The organism is Pullulanibacillus camelliae, from assembly GCF_014642655.1.
GTDB lineage: Bacteria > Bacillota > Bacilli > Bacillales > Sporolactobacillaceae > Pullulanibacillus > Pullulanibacillus camelliae.
Window position 1 is genome coordinate 305954 of sequence record NZ_BMIR01000001.1, and the last position, 24030, is coordinate 329983.

17 protein-coding genes and 1 pseudogene are annotated in these 24030 nt (G+C 38.6%); 5 read left to right on the forward strand and 13 right to left on the reverse strand.

The window, feature by feature from the left end; all coding sequences use genetic code 11:
- Window positions 1-242: 242 nt before the first annotated feature.
- Window positions 243-1724: a sulfatase family protein gene (locus tag IEW82_RS01300; protein ID WP_188688067.1), complete on the reverse strand. Its 1482-nt coding sequence runs from the start codon at window positions 1722-1724 to the stop codon at window positions 243-245.
- A 715-nt stretch (window positions 1725-2439) separates the two neighbouring features.
- Between IEW82_RS01300 and pepV the strand changes: the two genes are divergently transcribed.
- Entirely contained in the window at window positions 2440-3861 is a 1422-nt protein-coding gene (gene pepV, locus IEW82_RS01305; RefSeq protein ID WP_229672179.1) for a dipeptidase PepV, read from the forward strand.
- A 652-nt stretch (window positions 3862-4513) separates the two neighbouring features.
- Here the strand turns inward: pepV and IEW82_RS01310 are convergent.
- From IEW82_RS01310 to IEW82_RS01325, 4 genes are all read right to left on the reverse strand, one after another.
- A complete protein-coding gene (locus tag IEW82_RS01310) occupies window positions 4514-5278 on the reverse strand; it encodes an N-acyl homoserine lactonase family protein (RefSeq protein WP_188688069.1) in 765 nt (254 codons plus the stop codon).
- Between the two features lie 11 nt (window positions 5279-5289).
- Window positions 5290-6612, reverse strand: coding sequence for an MFS transporter (locus tag IEW82_RS01315; RefSeq protein WP_188688071.1), 1323 nt, complete (start codon window positions 6610-6612; stop codon window positions 5290-5292).
- 30 nt (window positions 6613-6642) lie between these two features.
- Window positions 6643-8115: an aldehyde dehydrogenase gene (locus tag IEW82_RS01320; RefSeq protein ID WP_188688074.1), complete on the reverse strand. Its 1473-nt coding sequence runs from the start codon at window positions 8113-8115 to the stop codon at window positions 6643-6645.
- 76 nt (window positions 8116-8191) lie between these two features.
- Window positions 8192-9073: an NAD(P)-dependent oxidoreductase gene (locus IEW82_RS01325; protein WP_188688076.1), complete on the reverse strand. Its 882-nt coding sequence runs from the start codon at window positions 9071-9073 to the stop codon at window positions 8192-8194.
- A 222-nt stretch (window positions 9074-9295) separates the two neighbouring features.
- Between IEW82_RS01325 and IEW82_RS01330 the strand changes: the two genes are divergently transcribed.
- On the forward strand, window positions 9296-10162 hold the full coding sequence (locus IEW82_RS01330) for a LysR family transcriptional regulator (protein ID WP_188688078.1): 867 nt from the start codon (window positions 9296-9298) through the stop codon (window positions 10160-10162).
- Window positions 10163-10796: 634 nt separating this feature from the next.
- Here IEW82_RS01330 and IEW82_RS01335 read toward each other — a convergent pair.
- The 8 genes and pseudogenes from IEW82_RS01335 to IEW82_RS01370 form a co-directional block, all read right to left on the reverse strand.
- A complete protein-coding gene (locus tag IEW82_RS01335; protein ID WP_188688080.1) occupies window positions 10797-12257 on the reverse strand; it encodes an APC family permease in 1461 nt (486 codons plus the stop codon).
- A gap of 730 nt (window positions 12258-12987) precedes the next feature.
- A pseudogene (locus tag IEW82_RS01340) lies at window positions 12988-13244 on the reverse strand (transposase); the annotation flags it as partial.
- Window positions 13245-13542: 298 nt separating this feature from the next.
- Window positions 13543-14838, reverse strand: coding sequence for an MFS transporter (locus IEW82_RS01345; RefSeq protein WP_229672181.1), 1296 nt, complete (start codon window positions 14836-14838; stop codon window positions 13543-13545).
- A 25-nt stretch (window positions 14839-14863) separates the two neighbouring features.
- The gene (locus IEW82_RS01350) at window positions 14864-15943 is read right to left on the reverse strand and encodes a mandelate racemase/muconate lactonizing enzyme family protein (RefSeq protein ID WP_188688084.1); all 1080 of its coding nucleotides are present in this window, start codon (window positions 15941-15943) and stop codon (window positions 14864-14866) included.
- Window positions 15944-16005: 62 nt separating this feature from the next.
- Complete coding sequence (locus IEW82_RS01355; RefSeq protein WP_188688087.1) at window positions 16006-17445, reverse strand: NAD-dependent succinate-semialdehyde dehydrogenase; 1440 nt, start codon at window positions 17443-17445, stop codon at window positions 16006-16008.
- A 17-nt stretch (window positions 17446-17462) separates the two neighbouring features.
- Complete coding sequence (locus tag IEW82_RS01360) at window positions 17463-18299, reverse strand: class II fructose-bisphosphate aldolase (RefSeq protein ID WP_188688089.1); 837 nt, start codon at window positions 18297-18299, stop codon at window positions 17463-17465.
- 20 nt (window positions 18300-18319) lie between these two features.
- On the reverse strand, window positions 18320-19771 hold the full coding sequence (locus IEW82_RS01365) for an FGGY-family carbohydrate kinase (RefSeq protein ID WP_188688090.1): 1452 nt from the start codon (window positions 19769-19771) through the stop codon (window positions 18320-18322).
- 24 nt (window positions 19772-19795) lie between these two features.
- The gene (locus IEW82_RS01370; RefSeq protein WP_188688092.1) at window positions 19796-20794 is read right to left on the reverse strand and encodes an alcohol dehydrogenase catalytic domain-containing protein; all 999 of its coding nucleotides are present in this window, start codon (window positions 20792-20794) and stop codon (window positions 19796-19798) included.
- Window positions 20795-20919: 125 nt separating this feature from the next.
- Between IEW82_RS01370 and IEW82_RS01375 the strand changes: the two genes are divergently transcribed.
- From IEW82_RS01375 to IEW82_RS01385, 3 genes are all read left to right on the forward strand, one after another.
- The gene (locus IEW82_RS01375) at window positions 20920-21789 is read left to right on the forward strand and encodes a LysR substrate-binding domain-containing protein (protein ID WP_188688094.1); all 870 of its coding nucleotides are present in this window, start codon (window positions 20920-20922) and stop codon (window positions 21787-21789) included.
- A 648-nt stretch (window positions 21790-22437) separates the two neighbouring features.
- Entirely contained in the window at window positions 22438-22917 is a 480-nt protein-coding gene (locus IEW82_RS01380; protein WP_188688096.1) for a competence protein ComK, read from the forward strand.
- Between the two features lie 341 nt (window positions 22918-23258).
- A complete protein-coding gene (locus tag IEW82_RS01385; RefSeq protein ID WP_188688099.1) occupies window positions 23259-23843 on the forward strand; it encodes a competence protein ComK in 585 nt (194 codons plus the stop codon).
- Window positions 23844-24030 lie beyond the last annotated feature (187 nt).

Below are 24030 nucleotides of genomic sequence, written 5' to 3' on the forward strand. Positions count from 1 at the left end.
ATTTTCAAGGCCCTTCAAAAATATTTTCACATTAACAGCAATGAAGATAAGAACTTTATACGATTACTTTTATAATTAACTACTAAGCAATTTGAAAATATATTAATTCGTTCGCCGGCCGAACTATAGTCACATCATAATTCCATTGATAATATGTGTCAAGACTTTTCTAAAAAATAAATGAGTCGTCTAAAGTTTAAAAGTGCTGCGAGATTAACATAATCCCTTCAGCTAACACTATTTCAATACTGCTCACTTCGCATTTTCGCCCTCACCCAATTGGCCATTTCCAACTTTTCTTTTTTACTCCGAGGGACATTATTCTCTCTTATTACGGATGCTTGATGATTCGTATGAGATGGTGGAGCATTATCAAAGAGTATCATAGTATACAGGGCTTGCTTAAATTGAAGGATCAAGCCTTGATAATTTGAATCATGATAAAGATTATTGAATTCCAAAGGATCTTTTTCCAAATCAAAAAACAAACATTTTGATTCCTCTCTGTCTAGTATAAGCTTATGGCTGCGTGATCTAATCATATATTGTTGACCTCTTCCCTGTTCCGAAAAAATAAACTGTCTTTCAGAAAAGGAGCGATGATGCTCTGAAAGCAGATCACTCCCTGCCATGAACACATCAGGTGCCCCCCCTCCAAATCCTAGCAAAGTTGGAGCCAAATCTATATTACTTACAAGGTGCTCAGTTCTTGTTCCCTTATGTTTCTCCTTCGGCCTCTTTATGATTAATGGAACCTTTACAAGCGGATCATACATATAATTATTTTTTAATAAGAGATGATGAAACCCTAGGTATTCTCCATGATCACTCGTATATATAATAAGTGTGTCCTCATAAAGGCCTTGCGTTTTAAGACACTCCATTATCTTTCCTACATAAAAATCAATATGAGATATCGATGCATAATAATACGCCATGCTCTTCTTTAATTTATCCTTCGTCAATTTTTTATGTGGAAAAAAACCTTGATCATTTTCTAGGTCACGAGATAAGCATTCCTCTGTCCAACCTGGAAGAATGGTCAATTTTTTTGGATCATACATTGTACTCCAAGGCTCTGGTGGATCAAACGGATGATGTGGTTTAATAAAACTCACCATCAAAAAATTGGCCTCTTCAGCTCCCCACTGCGAAATAGAAGAAAGTGCCTTTTCACCGATCCAACTTGTGGAATGGTGCTGTTCTGGCAAATTGGATTCCAAGGTTCCCATACTGTCCCAGTAGGAATCAGAAGCTTGATAGCGATATTCATCAACCTGATCAATCAAATCCATTTTATCTACTAGATCATGTGCTCTAAGGTATCGATGATAATCATCTTCAAACCGCCCCTCACCATTTTGCTCTGCTAATTGCATGTGCTCAAACCCAATATCGAGATAAGTCGGCGTCAAATGCATCTTACCAATGGCCTCTGTTCGATAGCCTTGTTCCTTTAAAAGGCGTGGAAAGGTTGCTGTTCCTTCAGAAATCGTACTGTGGTTTGTGTAGCCCTGATGTTGATGCGGATACAAACCTGTCATCAATGAATACCGTGATGGCGTACACAGCGGCGCCACGCAAAAGCTATTTTCATAAACTACCCCATCCTTTGCCAGACTATCTAGATGAGGTGTTTTAATCTCTTGATTGCCGTAAGCCCCCAAGCAATCCATTCGATGTTGATCTGCAACTATCAATAACATGTTTGGCTTCTTTTTCATTCTTTCATCCTTTCTTAATCTATGCATTCTCTTTTAACTTTAACTAAAAACATATTCTTTTCAAAGTATTTTAATCCATTCGATAATATAAATTATGATGTCTAAATCCAATATATTATATTGATTTCCGCTACAGGTGCACGCTTTCCACGGGCACGGCCTCAGACGGACAGGATGAGTCTTGGCGCCATCACTCCAGTACTCCATTTTTTGTACATTTTCCCCTACCGCACTAACATCTGGCCGCCTGTGTGATTTCGTTAGTTTTTTCAAAACAAACAAAATCACACAGGTCCATTTTTTGTTCACATTGGGCTCTAAGGTTAATGATAGGGAGAACCACTTGCTTGCCATGGACGTCCAAACATCCTCACTTGAAATAAGCGCTGAGATGTCTCGCCCGTATCACTCCATGATCGATTGAAGTTATCCCAAAATTTTGACAAATTGTCCTATAGCACTTGAATGCCCCTGTTTAAGGTAATTCTACCTGATATAGCCCCCAATGGCTGGTCGGGGATTTGAGCCATTCTCACTGCTTGTTTGACTTCTCTATGCTTCATTACACTTCCCTTTTCATTAAATAGGCTCGAAAACTATTTTACCATTTGTAATTTAGTGTAAAGAAAAGATCATCTCTAACCAAAAAAGAAGAAATAACTCTGGCACTAAAGCTGAATGAAGTGAATAATAGGAGTATAGAAGGAGGCCAGATATGATGAAACAGATCGATTGGATCAAAGAAGCACAACAAAGAAAAGAGGATCTATTAAGGGATCTTATGGGACTACTCGACATTCCAAGTATCAAAGACACAGAATCACAAAGTCCTGAACATCCTATGGGCAATGAAGTGGGGAAGGCATTGAACTATGTTCTCAACAAGGGGAAAGACTATCATTTCGAAACTAAAAATGTTGATGGCTATGCTGGTTACATTGAATACGGAAGCTCTGAAGATTACATAGGCGTTCTTGCTCATGTTGATGTGGTCCCAGCTACTCCATCAGAATGGGATACCCCACCTTTTGAAGCAACGCTTGTTGGTAATAAGCTTTTTGCTAGAGGCGCAATCGATGATAAAGGTCCTGGTATGGCGGCTTTTTATGCACTCAAAATCCTCAAGGAATTAGACGTACCACTGAAAAGACGCATTCGATTAATATTTGGAACTGACGAAGAAAGCGGTATGAGCTGTATCCGCCATTATTTCACAAAGGAAAAACAACCTATATTCGGTTTTTCTCCTGATGCCGACTTTCCCATTATCCATGCTGAAAAAGGCCAAATTCATGTGAAACTCGTCACTCCTACTGAGTCGCCTAATGTCGATGATAAGGTGAGCATCCGGATCGCCCAATTTCATTCTGGAGAACGGAGTAATATGGTGCCTGGACAAGCCGTTGTTCAATTACAAGGCGAAGGTTTATCATCCATAGCAGCTTCATTTCAAGCATACTGCGAAGAACAACACTTAAAAGGGGAAGTTAATGCTCATCAAGAAGCACTCACGCTCACGCTTTATGGAAAAACTGTTCATGGGATGGCGCCGCAAAATGGGATTAATGCAGCACTCGAGCTGATTCATTTCTTAGCCACTCTTCCCTTTAGGGGAACAGACAAATCCTTTGTTGATTATTGTAATACTCATCTCTATAGAGATCCATTTGGCGAAGCGCTTAGTGTCGCCTACAGTGAACCTACACTTGGACCGTTAACCATCAATGCTGGTATTTTTCATTATGAATCTCACCATCTAGAGATCTTACTTAACCTCCGTTGCCCACTTGATACGGATTATAAGAAAACCATTGAAAGCATTGCTAATACCGCTGAGTCTTACAGTCTAAAGGTCGATGAAGTGCGCGAATCAAAAGCGCATCATGTATCACCTGGACATCCGATGATCAAGACCATGCAGCAGGCTTATCAAGACATCACTGGAAATGAACCCACTTTATTAACTACTGGTGGAGGAACATATGCCCGCCTTATGGACAACGGCGTTGCCTTCGGAGCGACATTCCCAGGGAAAGAAATGACCGCTCACCAGGCCAATGAATATATAGAAATAGAGGACTTGATTCTCGCAACAGCGATTTACGCCAAGACCCTCTATGAGCTCAGCCAGCTTTAGAGATTAAAAAAATAGTGGGTATTCATTTGTTATAGAATGTCAAATGCACCGCATCCGCAGGCCTACTAGACCATCAGCCACATAGAACGTGTGGCTAAATTACTGAAGGTTGAGGTTGAGACCAAACCTTTCTGTTTGTGGTCTCAAACCCCAAACAGAAAGGTTCCTTGACAAGGCAATACAAAAGTCTTGATTTTTTGTAGATCTTCGCGGATTAATCTCCTTTTCCCGTGTCTTAATCAGCATCAAGGCAGCTTTCGTTAATGTTAACTGCAAGCTTTGCTGGCGAAGATCAAAGTTTTACTTCTATACGCTCGCCCTTAAATAGCGTTAATAAGGACTATTACTGCTGATAGTATAAATAAGAGACTAGGACAAAACTAAAAGGGATAATCCTCATACCGAACGATAATATTTTAAAAGGCGACAGGAAAGCGGAAACGTAGTTAAAAATACAGAGACTCCTGCAGAAAGGGGAGAGCATAAGACCCCGCAGAGTGCAGCTTGAAGAGGCTTACCACTCCCCGTGGAAAGCAAAGTATTTTGACGGAGCGTTTCATGATTCATTCAAAAAGCGAACGCATGCCTTCAAAAGTGTACATGCGTTCGACTTCTTTATGAGCTGAATACTTCTGTCTTACCCTCATAGAACTTACTCATGAGGGTAGACTTTATACTTCAATGTTTCAAAATCATGTCCTGCGAGTATAATGCCTCCCATATCACGCAATTTCTTAAAAGACTGTTCATATTGATCAAGGTCTATGTGTAATCCATTGGGAATATGGCTCACCTTGTCATCCCCGTACCAATTTTCCATAAGTGGTACACAGTCACTCGCTATTGTATATAAGCCTCTTTCTGTTTCAACAGCGACCCCCATAAGACCAGGTGTGTGACCCGGTAATGTGATTAAATGAATGCCTTTTTCAAAATCATGAACATCTCCAGATACTGTTGATATTTGAGGCAGTACATCAATCCAGGGAGGGATTACCCCTTTAAATCCTATTTCATACTGTGCCTTCTGAAGTTCATTAGGCGCAATTGCAGTCTGCAGTTCCGTTTTTTGAACAATAAATGTGGCATTCTTAAATATTTTACAGTTGCTGCAATGATCCCAGTGTAGATGGCTGAGAATCACGATTTCAATTTCATCAGGATCAATATCATTATTTTTCAATACATTCGGTTGGTACATGCTCTCATCCTGGATTAAGGGCCCATGATATTGTGCGGCCTTTTCAGGATTACAAGGGCCTGTATCCACGACAATTTTCTTACCATTGATTTCAATAACAAACATGATACATGGGGCTTCAATTTTTGTTCCTTGATGTCTACCGTAAACAAAATTGGACTTTTCAATTTGTAATATGCCGACAAGCAACGGACGAATGATAGGAAAGTCACTCATTTCAATTCCTCCTAATTCTCTATTCTTTTATCTTTAACATGAGCTCCAGAGGCCTTAACGGATGTTTTCGGTAATGTCACCGTTAATAAGAAACCGAGGATTAAACCTCCACATAGAAAATAAAGTCCCGAACTCACACTTCCAGTGGCATCTTTTAAATAACCAATGGCATAAGGTCCTAAAAAACCTCCTATATTTCCAATTGAATTGATGACAGCTAAGCCGACAGCGGCCATCTCTTTACTCAGAAAGGCATTAGGCAATGGCCAAAACGGTCCAAAGAAACAATAGATACCAATGGCTGCCATTGTCAGTCCGATAAGCATCACTATAGGACTATGACTCGTTGCTGAAATAACCAAGCCTATGGCTCCAAACAGAGGAGGAAGAGAGGTATGGAACCGTCTTTCCCCAGTTCGATCGGAGTTTTTAGACCAAAACATCATACAGATTCCCCCAAAAATAAAGGGGATAATACTAATGAGTCCCACTTGAAAATCTGTCAAAATTTTAGAGAATAGGCTTACAATGGTCGGCATCCAAAGAGAGATCGCATAGGACCCCATCGTAACAGTGAGATATATGATAGAGAACCTCCACACTTTAGGTATTTTTAAAACCTCAGTAATGGAATGTTTTTTTGACCCTAGTTTTTCTTTATTCTCATTCTCCAAAGTATTCGCCAGCCAATGCTTCTCCTCCTTTGACAGCCATTTAGCTTTTTCTGGCCGATCAACTAAGAAGAAGATTGCTATGATACCGATTACAACTGCGGGTAGGCCTTCCCAAAAGAAGAGCCATTGCCATCCCTCGAGACCCCAGCCATGTACATTGCTCATAATCCATGTTGACAAGGGGCCGCTAATAATATTCGAGACTGGAATCCCTAACATAAATAGAGCCACCGCACGCGCTTGATCCTTTGCTGGAAACCAATAGGTTAAGTATAATATAATCCCTGGAAAAAGACCTGCCTCAGCTATTCCTAGTAGGAAGCGTAAAATATACAGCTCCTCAACATTTTTAACCCATGTCGTCAGCATGACGATAATTCCCCAACTAATGAGAATGCGAGAAATCCATATCTTCGCACCTAGGCGATGTAACAAAATATTGCTAGGGACTTCGAAAAGAAAATAGCCAATAAAAAATATACCGCTCAATAAGCCAAAAACTGTGCTGGAAATGCCTAATGCCGTATTCATATCTAATGCTGCATAACCAATATTCCCTCTATCTATAAATGAAATTATATAGAGTAGAAACACAAAGGGAAGAATGCGCCATTTCACTTTTTTCATGGTACTCTTTTCAATCATCTCTACATTGTTCATTTGTACGGCCCCTTTCCTTGAGTATCTCTATTAAGTCCGAATTGAAAACGGGTCTTGTATCTCATTGGACAAATCAACCATCACATTTTTTGTCCGCGTATATTCTTGAAGTGCGTGAAAGCCTCTTTCTCTTCCATACCCACTTTGTTTTACTCCTCCGAAGGGAGCTTGTGCGGCACTTGTCCGATACGTATTCACCCATACTGTCCCAGCCTCTAATTCTTTTGCGATCCTGTGAGCTCGGGAAAGATTATTCGTCCATATTCCTGATGCCAATCCATAGCCCGAATCATTAGCAATTTGTATGGATTCCTCCTCATCTTCAAAAGGAATCATACAAAGGACTGGACCGAAAACTTCTTCACGAGCTACTTCCATCGCATTTGATACATTTATCAACACTGTTGGTGAAATATAATAACCTGTTGACAGCTCTGGATCATGTATTTCTCCACCTACTAAGACCTTTGCTCCTTCTGACTCAACCTTTTCTATCGTTTTCAAAATTCTATGATACTGCCCTTCATTCGCCACAGGCCCCATCTCTGTCAATGGATCAAGTGGATCACCTAATTTAATAGTCTGGACACGCTTAGCTATTTTTGTCGCCACTTCATCATAGATTGACCTTTGTACGAGTAAGCGTGAGCCAGCGATACAGGTTTGCCCACTGGAAGCAAAGATACCCGCCATCGCACCAGGCACTGCACGCTCTAAATCAGCATCAGAATAGATAATGTTTGGCGATTTTCCTCCAAGCTCTAGGGTTAAAGGGACAAAGTTCTTACTGGCATTGTTGCCAATCAGTCGCGCTGTATGCACACCCCCTGTAAAACTTATTTTATTGACCTTATCCGAGCGCGTTAAATAGTCACCCACCCTTCCATCTCCAGTCACAATATTAACAACACCTTGGGGAAATCCAGCCGCTTCAATTAATTTAGTAAATTCCAGCGTCGACACTGAAGCTTGCTCAGAGGGCTTAATAACAACGCAATTTCCCGCAGCCAATGCTGGAGCTAATTTGTTAGCAAGCAGTTGTATGGGAGAATTCCATGCCGTAATGAGCACGGCAACACCAATTGGCTCTCGCATTGTATAATCTAGTAAATTTGTATTATCCAAAGGAATGGACTCCCCGTATAGCTTATCTGCATACCCCGCATAAAAACGATACATTCGAGCTGCAAAGTGCATCTGCTTAGTAGTTTCTCGAATAATCTTCCCGTTGTCTTTTGACTCAATTTGAGCCAAGTGTTCAGCATTTTCATCTAGTAGATCCGCAAGTTTAAACAACAATGTGGCGCGTTTTAACCCACTTGAATGCTTCCAATTTGTATGGAATGAGCGGCGCGCAGCCTCAATAGCATCGTTCGCATCTTGTTGACTCGCTTGCGGAACGGTTGCCCAAACTTCTCTATTAAAAGGATTTACAGAAGATAAATACTCATGATTTCCACTCTCCACCCACTGACCGTCTATATACATCTTCATTTTTTTCATATGGCTAGACTCCCTTTATTGAAGTATGATTCTACCTTTTAACATGGCTTTATTCCATCTGGAACGCCATTGTCTTTCAATCCGTAAATTTGATATTTAGCCAGTCCTCCCATAGCTTGGCGATCGACGCATAATCCAAATTTCCTAATCCAACTTGTTTGGCAATTTCGTACACGGTGTGGCTTGCTTGAATAGAAAAAAGAGGCACACCCTGCTCTTGAGCAAGAGTTAAGGCAAGCTTTGAGTCCTTTCTAGCATTCTCTGTTGACATTCCGCCTTCAAATTCACCATTCATAATCCGTTCTCCAAAGCGATGGGTAAGCGGTCGTAATAGAGCTGTCTCACCGCTGAGTAATTGATAGATAGCTTCTGTAGAAACCCCTAATTCTTTTCCTAAGGCCGCAGCCTCAATAATCATGACCATCACATTATGCGCAACGGCATTGTTAATAATCTTAGCCGCCATACCTGTCCCTACTTTACCCATAATCCTGATATCGTTCGATAACTCTGCCAACACAGGGTTAAGACTGTGAATAACCTCTGAGGGTCCGCCCATTAATAAGGTCGCTACCCCATTTTCAACATGTGAGATGCCACCTAATATGGCTCCATCCACTAAATCAATAGAATAGGGGGCACAGACTTCATGAAATCGACCTGCATCTGCAGGAGAAACGGTACTGGTTTCTATGACAACGGATCCTGATTGTAAATAAGAACAAACGGATTCTAATGTCCGTAAAGAGATTTCTGGTCTTGGTAGAGAAAGTAAAAGGACGTTAACCTTTGCTGCGAGCTCTTCTGGTGATTCTGCACATTCTATCCCCTGTTGACGAAGCATTTCTCGTTTCTGCTGGTCAATGTCATAACCAATCATTTTAAATGTATTTGATAATCGCCTAGCTATCGTACTTCCCATATTTCCTAATCCGATAATGCCTACACTTTCAATCATTCTTATCCCTCCAACCCATTCATGATGATGACATTAAATTTCAAATGTAAAGTGATCTCCTATTCAAATTATAAGCGCTTACAGTTATAATGAAAACCATAACAAATTTATGATTGTCCATAAACATTTTTTATAGCGGAAGAAAGCTTGAATGATCGATCTAAAAAATCCTTTGTTTCTAGAACTCAAGATGGACTTTAATAAAAAGGGAGTAGATTAAGATTGGATGAAAGAGATTGGTTTATTTTATCTATGATGGATAAGGAACGAAGCATCTCAAGGCTCTCTGAAGAGCTTTTCATATCTCAACCGGCTTTAACCTATCGTATTAATAAAATTGAAAGCTTTTTTGGGGCTCAATTATTTGTAAGAAGTAATTCAGGTCTCCATTTAACACCTCAAGGAGATATTGCTATAAGATATGCAAAGCATCTGACTAAAGATTTGAAGAGAATTCGTGAAAATATCTATTCCATGGAAGAGAAGGTCAAAGGGACGATCTATATTGGCTCTTCTACTGCAATCGCTCAGTATTATCTTCCTGATCTTTTATCAAAATTTATTCAATTATATCCTGAAGTAGATTTCAATGTGGTTACAGGATTAAGCTCCCCTTTAGTGAGCTCGTTAACCCGCAATGATATCCATATCGCTTTTCTAAGGGAGGATATGGAATGGGCACCTTACAAACACTTGTTAACAAAAGAAAATATCTATTTGGTTTCAAAGGAGCCTGTCGATTTTAAGGACCTCCCCCACTTATCAAGAATTAATTATCGGACGAACCCATCTCTAAAGTCATTGATTGACCAATGGTGGACAAACTATTTCCAAGTCCCTCCTAAAATCGCCATGGACGTCGATACTGCCGAAACGTGTATAGAATTCGTTAGAGCGGGTCTTGGCTATTCCATCTTAACGGGATCATGCCTAAAATCCGAACACGATCTTTGTTGTGTCCCACTTTTAAATAAAAAAGGGATTCCTTTGAAACGTTTAGCCTGGATGTATTGTACAAAAGAAGCCGTTAGCTATCTTGCTGTACGCACTTTCCTAGAATTTGTTTCTACAACATTAAAAGAAAACTAAACAATAGACAGGAAGGTCCCCCTTCAAATAAGGCAACGCCTATTTTTCTAGTGCCAGTCTAAGTTGCTGGTTCTAAGGCTTTCAACACCTTATAAGAAAAGAACTGATAAGAAAAACCGGGCAAAAAGCATGCCCTGTTCTTGTCCTTAGTATAGAGCATCATCCAATATGAAAGAGGCTTCATTGCCTGATCAAGTGGATGGGAGCTCAAGGCGCTCGATTCGGAACACTCTAAAATCATGTGTTCCGCGGGCGCCGCTGACTCATGATGTGGATACTAGAGTCCTGCGGGAAGTGGGAGATCGGTAAGCCCTTAGCAGTGCGAAGGCGCGAGGGGGCTTACCACTCACCCGCGGAAAGCGAGCGTCCGGGAGCGGAAAGCCGCACCATTCTCATGATCAGAAATTTTATACTTTCTTTTAGAAAACTTGGCTTGCACCCCTTCACTGGTACGCCTGTTGTGATTTTTGCCAATCACACACTTAGGGTGCCCGCAAGCCTCAGGTGGCGATAGTCAAAGCCCGCCTTACACTATCTTCCTTTATGAGCGTCAGCGAAGTTATAAATCCTGGTAGTAAAAAAACATGGAGTTTTAACCTCTCCATGTTTTTTAACTCATAACATTGACTGCTGTTTAATTTGTTTTTTCTAAAGAAGCCATATTGTCCGTTTGACTCTCTTTCCCCAAAATTAAATAATCCATTTCCGCTTTTGGTATGCTTCGAAATGTTTTTCCATTTATTATATAGAAAATAGTCCCGATGATTATCCATATTATTAAAGCAATCCATGCTGGCTTATTTAAAAAGGCTGGCGAACCAGGAACAACAAGGAGAGCAAGAAAGGCCATACTGAAAAGAATACCCAAAAGCGAAAAGGCCTTTTTAACTGGGGCGATCAACCTATCTCCTTTGGACTGTTTGGACCATCTAAAAAATTTATAGGCATCCAGGCAGCAATAAAAATAGGCAATCGTAACTCCTGTCGAAGACATATTAACAATCCAATTTAGCGCATTGCGGCCAAACCAAGGTGCTAAGAGACAGATCGAGCATGTAAAAATGATACCAGCATAAGGGGTTTTATACTTAGCATGTAGCTTAGCAAAGGCTTGGGGTAGAATCCTTGCTCTTCCCATAGCAAACATCAAACGACTTGTTGACACGATAAAGCCATTAATACCCGTGAAAATACCCATACATAAGGCTACTGCAAGAACAAACATGCCAACATGACCAAGAACTTCATCAACACCATCCCCAGTCCCCCAAATGGATGTTGATAGGCTTTGCCAAGGAGCCGACATCGCCGTTACAAAGATCATTAATGAATACACGAGCCCTGCGGCAACAAGTGACAAAATGATAAGTTTTAATGCCTTATTTGAAGAGAAATTGAATTCTTCAGCAACTTGTGGAATACTGTCAAATCCTACATAAGCCCAGGGCGCAATCGCCACCATTGCAAGAATTCCAGAAATCGCTGAAGTTCCTGGTTTGAATATCGGTTTGATATTATGAAACGATGTATCAGGACTTATACTCATGCTAATACCGAGAAATAGAACACCGGCTGCAAGAATCAGGCAAAAGATAAATTGCCATTTTCCAGAAAGCCCACCACCACGAATATTTAAGATACAGAAAACAAAAAGCGCTAGGCTTGCGATGACAATTTCGATAAAATAAACATTCCAGCCAGCAACAGTATATAAGAGTAAATGCTTCACGACGCTAGGAAAAAGATATTTAACCATTAAGGCAAGTGCCGTTGCATTTAATGCCACAATCGATAAATATCCTAATGTTAAAAACCACCCACAAATATACGCATGAATGCGTCCTAGACTGGCGTAAGCATAAGCAAATTCCCCTCCAGATACCGGAAAGTGTTTAACTAGCGTTCCATAGCTTAAACCAATCACAATCATAAAAAGAGCACCGATACATAAACCAATGATGGCACCCAGCGGTCCTGCTTGTCCCATCCATGCCCCTGGTTGTACAAAACACCCCCAACCAACAGCTGATCCAAAAGCAACAGCCCAAACCCAATGCGGTTTTAAAGACCTCTCTAATTGCTTCCTCTCTTCCATATAAGAAATCTCCTTTTCAATTATAGAGGAAATCCGTAAGCATAAGGGACTTTAAACTATTAAGTACTTTAATTATAGTATTCTATACCCATTACTACTTAAACAGATCCCCCTCCTAGGTCATCCTAGTATCTATATATTTTTTCATATCAAACTCTTCATAGCAATGAGATTGCCTATGTAAATCTTTCATCAGATAATATAGGTTAATTAAAAATTCATGTCTTGGAAAAGTACAAATAACCTGATTTATTCATCCTTCAAAGAAAAACGAGATTTCAGTTCAAGACCAAACTATATTAGGAATAATATTGAGAAATTCACTGCGATGAAGCAATAAAATGATCGTGCACTAAAAAGTTATCTGTTTTTGGGCATACTTTTCCCTTGGCGCGAAAATAAATGTTGAAATTGGGTATAGCATGGGTAGGTGATTTCCGCTCCTGGCACTCGCTTTCCACGGGCACGGCCTCAGCCTCCTCGGAAGAAAGACACTTCCTGCGGGGTCTTCGGACACGTGCTGTTCCCGTAGGAGTCTCGTGCCATACGCTCCAATCACTCTAGTTTTAGCCTTTGAATGCGCTGTAGTATGTCCCAAAAAAACGCTTGATACACGAAACTGGAAGAACATTTGAAGGACAAAGATCACCCGGATTTCACTAATTTACTAGCGACTTTAATGATCTTTGTCCGTATCGTTTGAATCTGCATATTCTTTTGTCCCTCTAGATTGATCAGCCGCATTATCTTCGGAATATCCGGCGATCATTTGATAGAGTTTTGGCGAATCAGCTGTTCATTCGCATGAACAAAGTAACGCCTTTCATCCTTTAGTTTGAGGTGTTGAATCAGAGTTTGTGAAAAACCAATTTTTTCGTCAAATTCTCGAAATAAGAACTCACCTGTATCGGAGGAAAGGGCTCCTCTATCATTTGACAATTTAATTCTACGATTGAAATCAAGCGTTATTTGCGGTAAAGGAGCCATTATAAGAAGCCTTTCTGATGGTTATTTCTTCGTCGTTTTAACCTTATCAGAAACGGATTTTTTCATTTAGTTGATGCGTTGAAATACAGAATAAACCACTTGATAGATAAGCCTTTTTACTGTGTTTTGGGAACTTCTATGAATAGTCTAGGAATAATTATATTAAAAAATTAATCCCTCATTTTATTCTTAAATAAATGAGGGGGGGAATATATTATTACAAATAATTAATGTACATAAGTTGATCTTATTTTTCTATGATTTTTATTAATTGGCTACTAAACAAGTTAGCCTCTTATCATGCAATTTTTTTATTTTTTTTTCTACTTTTAGCTATACTATCCTTTGCAAAGAAGGCTGAAACAAAAGAGATTAAACCAATTATCAGCAAAAAGATAGAGACTAACCACGGCTTTCCATCCAAAGGGACAAGCAAAGTTGTAGCAATTAAAGGAGTTAGCCCTCCTAAAATAGATGAAAATTGATAGGCTATAGACAAACCTGTATAACGAACTTTCGTATCAAATTGTTCTGCAAACAAAACAGATTGAACACTAAACATCATTGTAGGACCAAAGGTATAAGCAATAATTATTGCCAAAGCAATGAGCAAGGGAATTTTTGTATTGAGTAAACCAAAGAATGGGAATGCAAAAGCCATTACAAAAAAAGCGCTGATCAAATAAATAATTTTCCGACCTATTTTATCTGAAATGATTCCAAAGATTGGACAAGCAATAATACTAATTGCTGAAGCCAACATTATTCCTGTAGTTGAAACCGTTGTATTAAATTTTAATTGCGTCGTTATATAAGCAATAGCAAATACGTTAAAGATGTTTGATGAAACTGCCTCGCCAAAGCGAGCGCCTAATGTTATAAGGACACTTTTAAGATCTGTACGTAAAATTTCAACAACTGGCATGTTAGCCTCATTATTTTTTTCTAAGACATTTTTTTTAAATTCAGGTGATTCCTCCACATTGCTACGAATAAACACTCCTACAAGAAGTAATACAATACTTATTAAAAATGGAATTCTCCATCCCCATGACATAAACTGTGCTTCAGGTAGTTTAGAAACTAAGGTAAACATCCCAGTAGATAATAAAATACCTGCTGGAGAAGCGGATTGAGGTAAGCTTGCCCAGAAACCCCTTTTTGAGTTTGGTGAGTGTTCGATTGTCATTAATGCTGCACCACCATACTCTCCACCAATTCCAATCCCCTGCAACACTCTTAGTATACATAATAGAATAGGTGCCCATATCCCTATAGTTTGTGATGACGGCATTAAGCCAATCAAAAACGTTGATAATCCCATTATTAAGATTGTTATAATAAGAACCTTCTTACGTCCGATCTTATCACCATAGTGCCCAAAAATGATTCCACCTAGTGGCCGAGAAATAAAGCCAATTGCAAATGTAGTAAGGGATAATAACGTTCCAATTAGAGGATCTGTATGATTAAAAAATATTTTATTAAATACTAGTGCAGCTGCTGTTCCATAAAGAAAAAAGTCATACCATTCAATTAAAGCACCTATAAAACTCCCTATAACAACCTTCCTCATCGAATGATCCGCAGTCATACCACTAACCTCCATTTATTTGATCTTATTCTTGCATGTCACTTATTGCTCTTTCATCCCACTCTAAACAAAGTCCTTTCCCTTGCGGCATTTGTACATAACCATTTTCTATTGCTAGTGGTTCTTTAAATAATGGTGTTGCCCAAGTTACCCATTCTAATTTCCGCTTCTTTTTAATAAGTGGAAATAAATGCACCGCTATTTCTGGAAATAAATGTATAGATGAAAATTTATTATAAAGATCGAATAAGACGTTTAATTTCATCCATCCTGTTATACCGCCAATTCTTTGTAGATCAGGGGTAAGCGTTTTCAAATTATCCATATCCAAAAAGGCTAGAAAGGAATTAATATGATATAAATTTTCACCAAATGTAAGTGGTGTAACCATAGATTTGGCTAAATCTCCATACCCTTTTAAATTTTCCACATCAATAGGTTCTTCAATCCACCGAATCCCATATAACTGTAGGTATCTATCCATGTAATTTGAAATCTCTGTATCCCACCCCTGGTTCACATCACATAAAAGCTCCATTTTATCATCAAGCACATATTGAATTTCCTTTAGTAAGCTAATATCATCATCAACATTCGCTCTACCTAAACGCATTTTAAGTGTTCGGAATCCTTGATTGGCGAATTCTTCCGCTTGTTTGCATACAAGCTCTTGTGACTCTAACCACAAGCCATCACTTTGATAAGCCTCAATAGCTTGCCTCTCTCCACCCAAAAATTGATACAGGGGCAAGTTTGCGGCCTTTGCTGCAATATCCCATAAGGCAATATCTATTAAAGATATTGCAAAAGTAGGTAATCCTTGATGTCCCAATAGCTTTGTCGCATCCCACATTTTTTTCCATAAAACATCTATATGTCTTGGGTCTTGCCCAATAAGGAATTGCTCTAAATAATTTATACAAGCTTTTATAGCCCTGGCCCCATGATAATGAAAAGCTTGCACATAAGAAATACCCGTCATCTCTTCATCAGTGAGAATATCCAGAATAACAAATATAACTTTTTTGGATTTCCTTACACATGACACTACTGGATACTTAACAGGGACAGCAACTACACGAGGTCTGATCTCTATTATTTTCATTAATCTCTCCTCCCTTCCAGCAATGCCGAAGAAATTGCTTTATTGGCATTGCTCATATTATTTTAATAAATATCTATTGAAGCATATTTCGTTTCTAAAAATGAGTCCATCCCATAATATCCACCCTCACGTCCTATTCCACTTTCTTTCCACCCTCCAAATGGTGCTTGGACAACTCCTGGAATTGGATCATTGATACCTATAATTCCATATTCTAACTCTTCTAGCATCCTATAAGATCTACCTAAATCTTTAGTAAAAACATACGCTGCCAGTCCATATAAGCTATCGTTTGCTTTTTGAATGACTTCTTCTTCTGAAGCAAATGTAATAATCGGAGCAACTGGACCAAATGTTTCCTCATAATAGATATCCATTGTATTATCAACATTTTCAATGATTGTAGGTTCATAAAAATATCCTTTTTTACCCTTTACATGATAACGATGCCCTCCAGTCAAAATAATTCCACCTTTATTAACTGCATCCTTTACTTGAGAGTGAACTTTTTCATATGCCTTTTTATCTATTAAAGGACCAATATCTATATCTTCATCAAACCCATCACCTGTTTTCATTTCTTTAACTTTTTGAACAAGGTTTGTTATAAACGCTTCCTTAATAGACTCCTCAACATATAATCGATTTGCACAAATACAAGTTTGTCCAGCATTTCTATATTTACTTATAATGAAGGAGTTAACGGCTTGATCAATATCTGAATCTGCAAATACAATAAATGGTGCATGTCCTCCTAATTCAAGTGAGAGCTTTTTTACCTGCTCTGAAGCATTCTGATACAAATACTTTCCAACCCTAGTTGAACCCGTAAAAGCAATCTTTCTCACTACTTGATTCTCCAAAAATTCCTTACCTATTATCGCTCCTTCACCAGTAACCAAATTAATAGTGCCATTTGGAAAACCGGCTTTATGAAGAACTTTGAAAATTTCCACAGCGGTGAACGGGGTAAGTTCCGATGGTTTCACAACAACAGTGCACCCTGCAGCTAGCGCTGGCGCTATTTTTCTTGTTATCATTGAAGCTGGAAAATTCCAAGGCGTAATGGCTGCTACCACACCAATAGGTTGCCGAATCACCATTAAACGCTTGTTTTGATGTGAAGAAGGGAGCGTATCGCCATATACTCTTTTTGCCTCCTCTGCGTACCATTTTAGGTACTCTGCTGCCATTTTCACTTCATTTTTTGCTTCGGAAAGAGGTTTCCCTTGTTCAAGAGTCATTATCGCTGCGATTTCATCCTTCTTAATTAGTAGCTGCTCATAAGCCTTATACATAATGTTGCTTCTTTCGTATGCTGTCATCTTTGACCATAGTCGAAAAGCTTGATTTGCAGCTTCAATTGCTTTTGAAGCATCTTCGCGATTGGCTGATGGAATAGTCCCTATTTTTTCATCAGTAGCTGGATTTTTAACTTCATCCCTTTTTTGTGAGCAAGATTCAACCCATGATCCATTGACAAACATTTTTTCATTTATCATCCTTTTCCCCCCTATACTTAGGCTTTACCTTGACTTCCAAATAAAGTGATTTTAGTTCTCACAATGTCACAAATTATATTTTGAACACCCATATTAAGAGTGAAAAAGTCATTTTGATTTTCATCACTTAATTCGCGCCTTAAATAGTCAACGGTTGCTCTCCGCCATTCAGTAGCAATATTTACTTTACTAATACCTAATTGAATAGCTTTTTTTATATCTTCATGCGAAACTCCAGTCCCGCCATGCAACACCATAGGAATTCCTACCCTATCATGAATGATTTTTAGGTGACCTAGATTTATATTTATCTCTTCACCATAAGCAGCATGGATATTGCCAAGAGCAACCGCTAAACTATTCACATTTGTCTTTCTTACAAAGAATTCTGCTTCGCCAGGATCAGTAAGTGATTGGAACTCATCTTGTCCTCTGGTTCCCAATTTCCCCAATTCAGCTTCGAGTGGCAATCCTAACGTACTTGATGCTTTTTTAATTTGCTGTGTAATAGAAATATTCTCTTCAATATTTAAACGTGAACCATCAAACATTAACGAGGTATAACCACATCTTATCGCATGAATAGCCTGTTCGAATCCTGTTCCATGATCAAGATGTAACGCTACTGGAATCTTTGCTTCTGTAGCAACTTCTTTAACAAGGGCAGCTAAGTAATTCATCCTTGTTTGTTTAAAAGTCCCTTGCCCCGTTTGTACAATGACTGGTGACTCCATTTCTTCTGCCGTTTTAATTACTGCTACTATACTGTTTAAATGGTCGACACTAAAGGCACCAACTGCATACCCCTTCTTATAAGCATCCTCTAACATTTGCTTTCCTGAAACTAGTGGCATTCTTAACATTCCTTTCTTTATTACTTATTAATATTAGAAATCGTTTTTAAATAACGGTTTTTATAATGATCTTCTAATCTATCAATTTCTTTTAGATCAGGTTCTATTGTTAAAGAAGGAGGAGTAGGAACATCTTCAATTTCTCCACAACTTTTAGCTGCTAAAATGGCAGCACCACGTGCAACTGCTTCAGAATCCCTAACAATTTGTAGATTTTTATTTAAGATATTAGCTTTTGTTCTCATCCAAAATTGATTTTGAGTCGAACCACCAATGACCATTAGTCTTTCAATGGGAAAATTTAAATTCTCCAAAAGCTCCATCCTATTTCTAAATAAGTTACCCAATCCATGAATTAGTGCATGTGAAAGCTCACTTGAATTAGAGTGTGTTATCGCTCCCCCAAACCAACCATATTGGACTTGATTCCCTTCATCAAAGGGAATAGGGAAGAAGTCAATACTCCCATCTTTAATTTCATCTTTTGATAAAACATCAAGAAACTGGTCATAATTCCAACCGGTAATAGAAAGAAACCATTCAACAATACCTCCAGTTCTGCCGACTGGTAATAAAACATAATGGCGATTTGGTATCACATGACATCCGATTGTAAATGGAGGAAGAGTTGGAAATTGGCTTAAATCTTTTTCTGGTATTGTAATGATAAGCGTCTCAGCAGTCCCACATGAATTCGTTACATCCCCATCGAAAATAGCACCTATACCAAAGGCACCCACAATATGGTCATGACCAGCAATCGTGACTGGAATCCCCTTAGGAATTTTAAGTACCCGTGCAACATCTTCTACTAGTTTCCCAATCAACTGCCCTGAATGAACAGGCTCTTTAAACAGTTCGTCTTTTATACCAAATTCCTTTATCAAATCTTGATCCCAATGTCGTTTTTTTATGTTAAATAGCATCGTACGACTGTCTAGTGATATTTCGGATTGCATATGTCCAGTCAGTTTATAGGCAATGAAATCTGCAATATTCAACCATGTTCTCGCCGACTTCCATATATCAGGCATAAATCGTTTCATCCATATCATTTTTAAAAGTGAATACTTTGAATCTGGTATTAAACCTGTGCGTTCAAAGAATTCCTTCGCCGGAACTTTTTTTTGAATTTCTTTTAAAAAATGACTAGGTCTTTGATCATACCAAGCTAAAATGTAGTCATTTTCTTTTCCATCAGCATCCATGAAGACACCTGATTCTGCCATACTCGCAATGCCTATACCTTTGATTTTGATATCTTTCATTCCATTAATGCACTCGATTAAACACTTTAATGTTTTTTCCCAAAGTTCTGATGAAAGATGATAAATGCCTCCATCACTTGAAACATGAACAGGAGTAGATAATCGTGCAATCGATTTTAAATCTCCGGCAGTTGTATAAGCTGCTGCCTTAATATGTGTTGAACCTATGTCTAATCCAATATATACAGAATCCTTTATCTTCATTTTCTCTCCTCTTTTTCAAAATGCTTATCCATTCATTTTTACAAATGGTTTGACCGTTTTCCCTTCGCAAAATTCGTCAAACGTTTCTTTAAACTTTTCAAATGGAGAGACTTTACTTACTAAACGTTGAAATGACGTCTGGTGTCTCCTATATAATTCAATATTGTCTTTCACTTCATTCAATTGAAAATAGAAAGAGCGGATAAGATAAAAATCTTTTCTTCGTAACTCTGGTGTCGGCTCTACAATAAAAGGCTCTGAACTTTCTCCCATAACCACAAATGCTCCTCCTGGTTCAACTGCATAAATTCCTGTTTTTCTACCTAGTGCACTCCCACTTGCTTCAATAACTATAGAAAATTCGGCCGCAATTGAACTATCATTCTTAGAATATGGTATAGCGTTGAATTCTTTGGCAAGTTCGATACGCTCCTTTGAAGGATCAGACGCATAAACTTTTTTAAATCCGAAGGCTTGAAGAGTTAAGATTGCACCTAATCCTAGTGGGCCACACCCAATAACCAATACGTTGTCACTGGATGTTTGGGATGAATTTCTTTGCATTGCTAATCGTATACCGTGAGCGGCCGTTCCAATTGTATCTAACAATAATACTCCATCAGTATTTGAGATATCATCAGGTATTGGAATTACATTACTTTCAGGTACTCTAACATATTCTGCATATCCGCCATCTCTTTGCCAACCAATCAATCCTGAAATTTCTTGACAGCGGTTATTCTCCCCGTTCAAACAAAATTTACATTTCCCACAAAAAAGAGGTATATAAATTATGACTCTTGTTCCTTTTTGTATAGTTACTTTTGCTCCAACAGAATAGATAACACCTGAGATCTCGTGTCCGGGAATGTATTTAGAGCCTTGATAGAAAAGGCGCTTATCTGAGCCGCATAATCCACAACACTCTACTTTTACCAAAACTTCTTTCTCACCTAAATTGTTTGGTATTTGTTTTTCTACATATTCAATTTCTTTATTACCTAAAAAATGAATAGCCTTCATTAGAAACATTTCCTTTCATTTTTTAAAGATTTCATCTCTTGCAATAATTATCCGACAGCGCTATCATATTGTAAAATATATAATTCTTATTTTTTTATAAGAATTAGTTATATAGGAGATAAAAAATGAATCTACACCAGTTATTTATTTTTTGCTCGGTTGCTAAAAACAAAAGTTTTATAAATGCTTCACGTGACCTTAATATCAGTCAACCCGCGATCTCACAACAAATAAAAAGTTTGGAACAAGTATTAGGAAAAAAATTAATTGAGCGCCGTGGAAAGCTATTCCAATTGACACATCATGGGGAAACTCTGTACGAATATGGTGTACGCATATTTAGTATGGTTGAAGAGGCTGAAAGTGCATTGGAGCACTTAGGAAATTTTCAAAAAAACATACTGATAGGGACCCCAAAGATACCAGGTACCTACTATCTCCCTAAGGTAATCCGAAAATTTATGGAAAAAAATCCATACATTCATTTTGATGTGAGTTTTGAAGAAAGTAATGCAATATTATTAGATAAACTTATAAAGAACCAAATTGATATAATAATTAATTATGAAAGTGTCATTCTCAGAAATGATATTGAAGTCAAAAAGATATACCAAGATGAATTGGTACTTGCCATCCCACCGAAACACCCGTGGGCAAACGGACAATTAATAACTTTTGAAGAAATTTTAACTCAACCGTTTATTTTTTACTCCCCAAAACTGTTTATCCAGCAGATATTAGAAAATATATTAAGTGGCCACAAAGTCAATGTTATATTACAACTAGACCATTTTGAGGCCGTCAAATCTTGTATAATACAGGGGCTAGGAATATCTCTCATACCCTATTCAACGATTGAGTCAGAGCTAAAACAGGGGTTCATTGCAACTGCAAATTGTCGTTCCTTCACAGTGCCCAGAAACTTAGTTGCTATTTATAAAGACTCTAAGGTATTACCAAATATTTTAAAAGAATTTATTGCTACTCTTGGTTAATATAATTTTAAGTAATTTTTTTCAAATAAGAATAACCCGTTGAAAAGCATGCCCGGTCCTTGTCTTGGTATAGAGCTTCATCATATATGGAAGGTGCTCTTCAGTGCATGGTCAAGTGGATTAAAAGCGCAAAGCGCGAGACTCCTTAGGGGAAAGGGCGAGGGTTACTTCACGAATAAACAGTGCGTTGTTTCGAAGAAGCTGACTACAAAGCAAATCTAGCAGACACAGGAACAGGAGGAGCTTCTTAGTCTAAGCATCTACATTTTCAAGGAACTTCGGGCTTAAACCGTCACATCCATGTGACAACACCGGAGCTAGCACATCAATACCGCTCCAAAATGTAAAGAACATTTTTGGAGAACTCGGAAAAGCTTGAAGCGTAAACAGAAACTATCCGCTCCAATACATCTCTTCAATGACATATATCCCCCATCCTTCTATCCCCTCTAAGACCCATACGGCACTTTTTTACCATCCTGGGTTGTTTTTATTTTGTAAACGCTTTACAATTAAATTAACATTACTGGCGTTTAATTTCATAATTTGGGCTTTATACCCATTTGCATCTTGCTTCCACATGACGAATTAGATGTCGGGATTATTTTTTTCATATTCTAACATCTTAACATGTAAGGAGAATGTGATATGAATGAGAACGTATTCGGAGGCTATGAGATTACACAAGATACTGTTGCGATTCTTGCGACACGGCACATCGACTATGCCACTATCGTATTGGAGCCGGACCAACAGCTTTATATCAATAAGAAGCCTTTACAACTCATTAAATCGGCCTGCCTTGATGGCGGTGCGAGTTATGATGGACGGCGCAAGGCAGTGATTCATCACATGGGCGCCCAGAAGAAATGGAACAAGGTCCCGATTCCCATTTACCCACTGGAATGGATCTATGCCTTTCCCACCCATGCTCCCGACTATGAGGAATGTTACTGGATCTTCTATCTACATGTCAAAACCATTCTTCCCCATCCTAAATATCGGGGACGATCCATTGTTCTCTTTAAAACTCGGAAAAAACCACTTGAAGTCAATGTCTCCCATCGCTCACTGCTAAGGCAGCTGTTGCTCACATCCCATTGCATGATGAAGTACATGACAAGATAATAAGTGATGATGGCCCTATTACTATTCGAACGTAATGGGGCCTTTATTATATCTGAATGCACTTAAGGAAGAGTAATTTTAGTCTTTTATGAAGCCATAGATCATAGTTATTTTTAAAATTAAGCCCAATGAACTGAGCCTTAAATGGTGTATCTTTAGTTTTATAAAAAAGCAAGAAAATATGATAATCTGGATGACCATGCTATAAAAATTATCAATTTCCTTGGAGAAAAACATCATTTTTGCAGTATTTGAAGCACTGAAAATGAAGCTTTGACTTTTATACAAATTGAGACCTCTCCTGCATAATAAATCCGAGAAATCATGAAAGGGAGAGAGAAATGGAAAATTATCACGTAAAAGAACACTATATCATCAACCCTAGGACAATGGCTTTATTACCTATGGATGGTCTCTTCGGAGAACATTGGACCATTATCATTGAAGAAAACCAAATCCTGCAAGTGAAAGCGAAGGCCATCACTGTCATTGATGATTCTTGCTGTTTCTTTGGCTCAAGCTATATCGGTCGCAAGGAAGGTGCCGCAGCGCTTTTAAACTATACACATATGGCCCCTATTGCCATCAGTGATGCCTATGATATGATCCTCTTCCCACTGACCTCACCAAAGAACCGTGATTGCATTTGGCTCTCACATAAACACATTAGAAACTGGCAAAATAATGATAACGGTACCATTGTTCAATTTACCAACCATCAAGTTAAAAAACTGCCAATCTTCTTCAGTACATTTGAAATTAAGCTTAACCGTGCTGCCCAATACCGCTGCAAGCTCCTCGAATCCCACCAATACGCACAAATAGCCCCCCCATACTTCCCTGGAGCTAGTCCGATAGATTTAGAAGAGTGGGTACTAATGAAGGATAACGGTATGTTTGAAATAAGAGAGGCAGAGAACGCCTAGATATAGTTCTAAAAAATATTAGAAGAAGATGAGATCCTAGAAGGAGGAGTGGCAACGGTCTCCTTACAACAATGAAGTGACGAAATTCGTTTTACCATAGAGAGCACTAAGAGGATTCATACAGAAGCAGAAATTAAGCGCCTTGAATACCCAGTTAACACGATGACAGGTCGAAATATGTAAATGC

Bases quoted from the DNA above. Each gene is read 5' to 3' on its own strand.
- IEW82_RS01365 (WP_188688090.1), bottom strand. From the start codon at position 19,771: ATGAAGATAAAGGATTCTGTATATATTGGATTAGACATAGGTTCAACA.
- IEW82_RS01315 (WP_188688071.1), bottom strand. From the start codon at position 6,612: ATGAACAATGTAGAGATGATTGAAAAGAGTACCATGAAAAAAGTGAAA.
- pepV (WP_229672179.1), top strand. From the start codon at position 2,440: ATGATGAAACAGATCGATTGGATCAAAGAAGCACAACAAAGAAAAGAG.
- IEW82_RS01335 (WP_188688080.1), bottom strand. From the start codon at position 12,257: ATGGAAGAGAGGAAGCAATTAGAGAGGTCTTTAAAACCGCATTGGGTT.
- IEW82_RS01350 (WP_188688084.1), bottom strand. From the start codon at position 15,943: ATGAAAATAATAGAGATCAGACCTCGTGTAGTTGCTGTCCCTGTTAAG.
- IEW82_RS01345 (WP_229672181.1), bottom strand. From the start codon at position 14,838: ATGACTGCGGATCATTCGATGAGGAAGGTTGTTATAGGGAGTTTTATA.
- IEW82_RS01385 (WP_188688099.1), top strand. From the start codon at position 23,259: ATGGAAAATTATCACGTAAAAGAACACTATATCATCAACCCTAGGACA.
- IEW82_RS01370 (WP_188688092.1), bottom strand. From the start codon at position 20,794: ATGAAGGCTATTCATTTTTTAGGTAATAAAGAAATTGAATATGTAGAA.
- IEW82_RS01300 (WP_188688067.1), bottom strand. From the start codon at position 1,724: ATGAAAAAGAAGCCAAACATGTTATTGATAGTTGCAGATCAACATCGA.
- IEW82_RS01310 (WP_188688069.1), bottom strand. From the start codon at position 5,278: ATGAGTGACTTTCCTATCATTCGTCCGTTGCTTGTCGGCATATTACAA.
- IEW82_RS01360 (WP_188688089.1), bottom strand. From the start codon at position 18,299: ATGCCACTAGTTTCAGGAAAGCAAATGTTAGAGGATGCTTATAAGAAG.
- IEW82_RS01375 (WP_188688094.1), top strand. From the start codon at position 20,920: ATGAATCTACACCAGTTATTTATTTTTTGCTCGGTTGCTAAAAACAAA.
- IEW82_RS01380 (WP_188688096.1), top strand. From the start codon at position 22,438: ATGAATGAGAACGTATTCGGAGGCTATGAGATTACACAAGATACTGTT.
- IEW82_RS01325 (WP_188688076.1), bottom strand. From the start codon at position 9,073: ATGATTGAAAGTGTAGGCATTATCGGATTAGGAAATATGGGAAGTACG.
- IEW82_RS01355 (WP_188688087.1), bottom strand. From the start codon at position 17,445: ATGATAAATGAAAAAATGTTTGTCAATGGATCATGGGTTGAATCTTGC.
- IEW82_RS01320 (WP_188688074.1), bottom strand. From the start codon at position 8,115: ATGAAAAAAATGAAGATGTATATAGACGGTCAGTGGGTGGAGAGTGGA.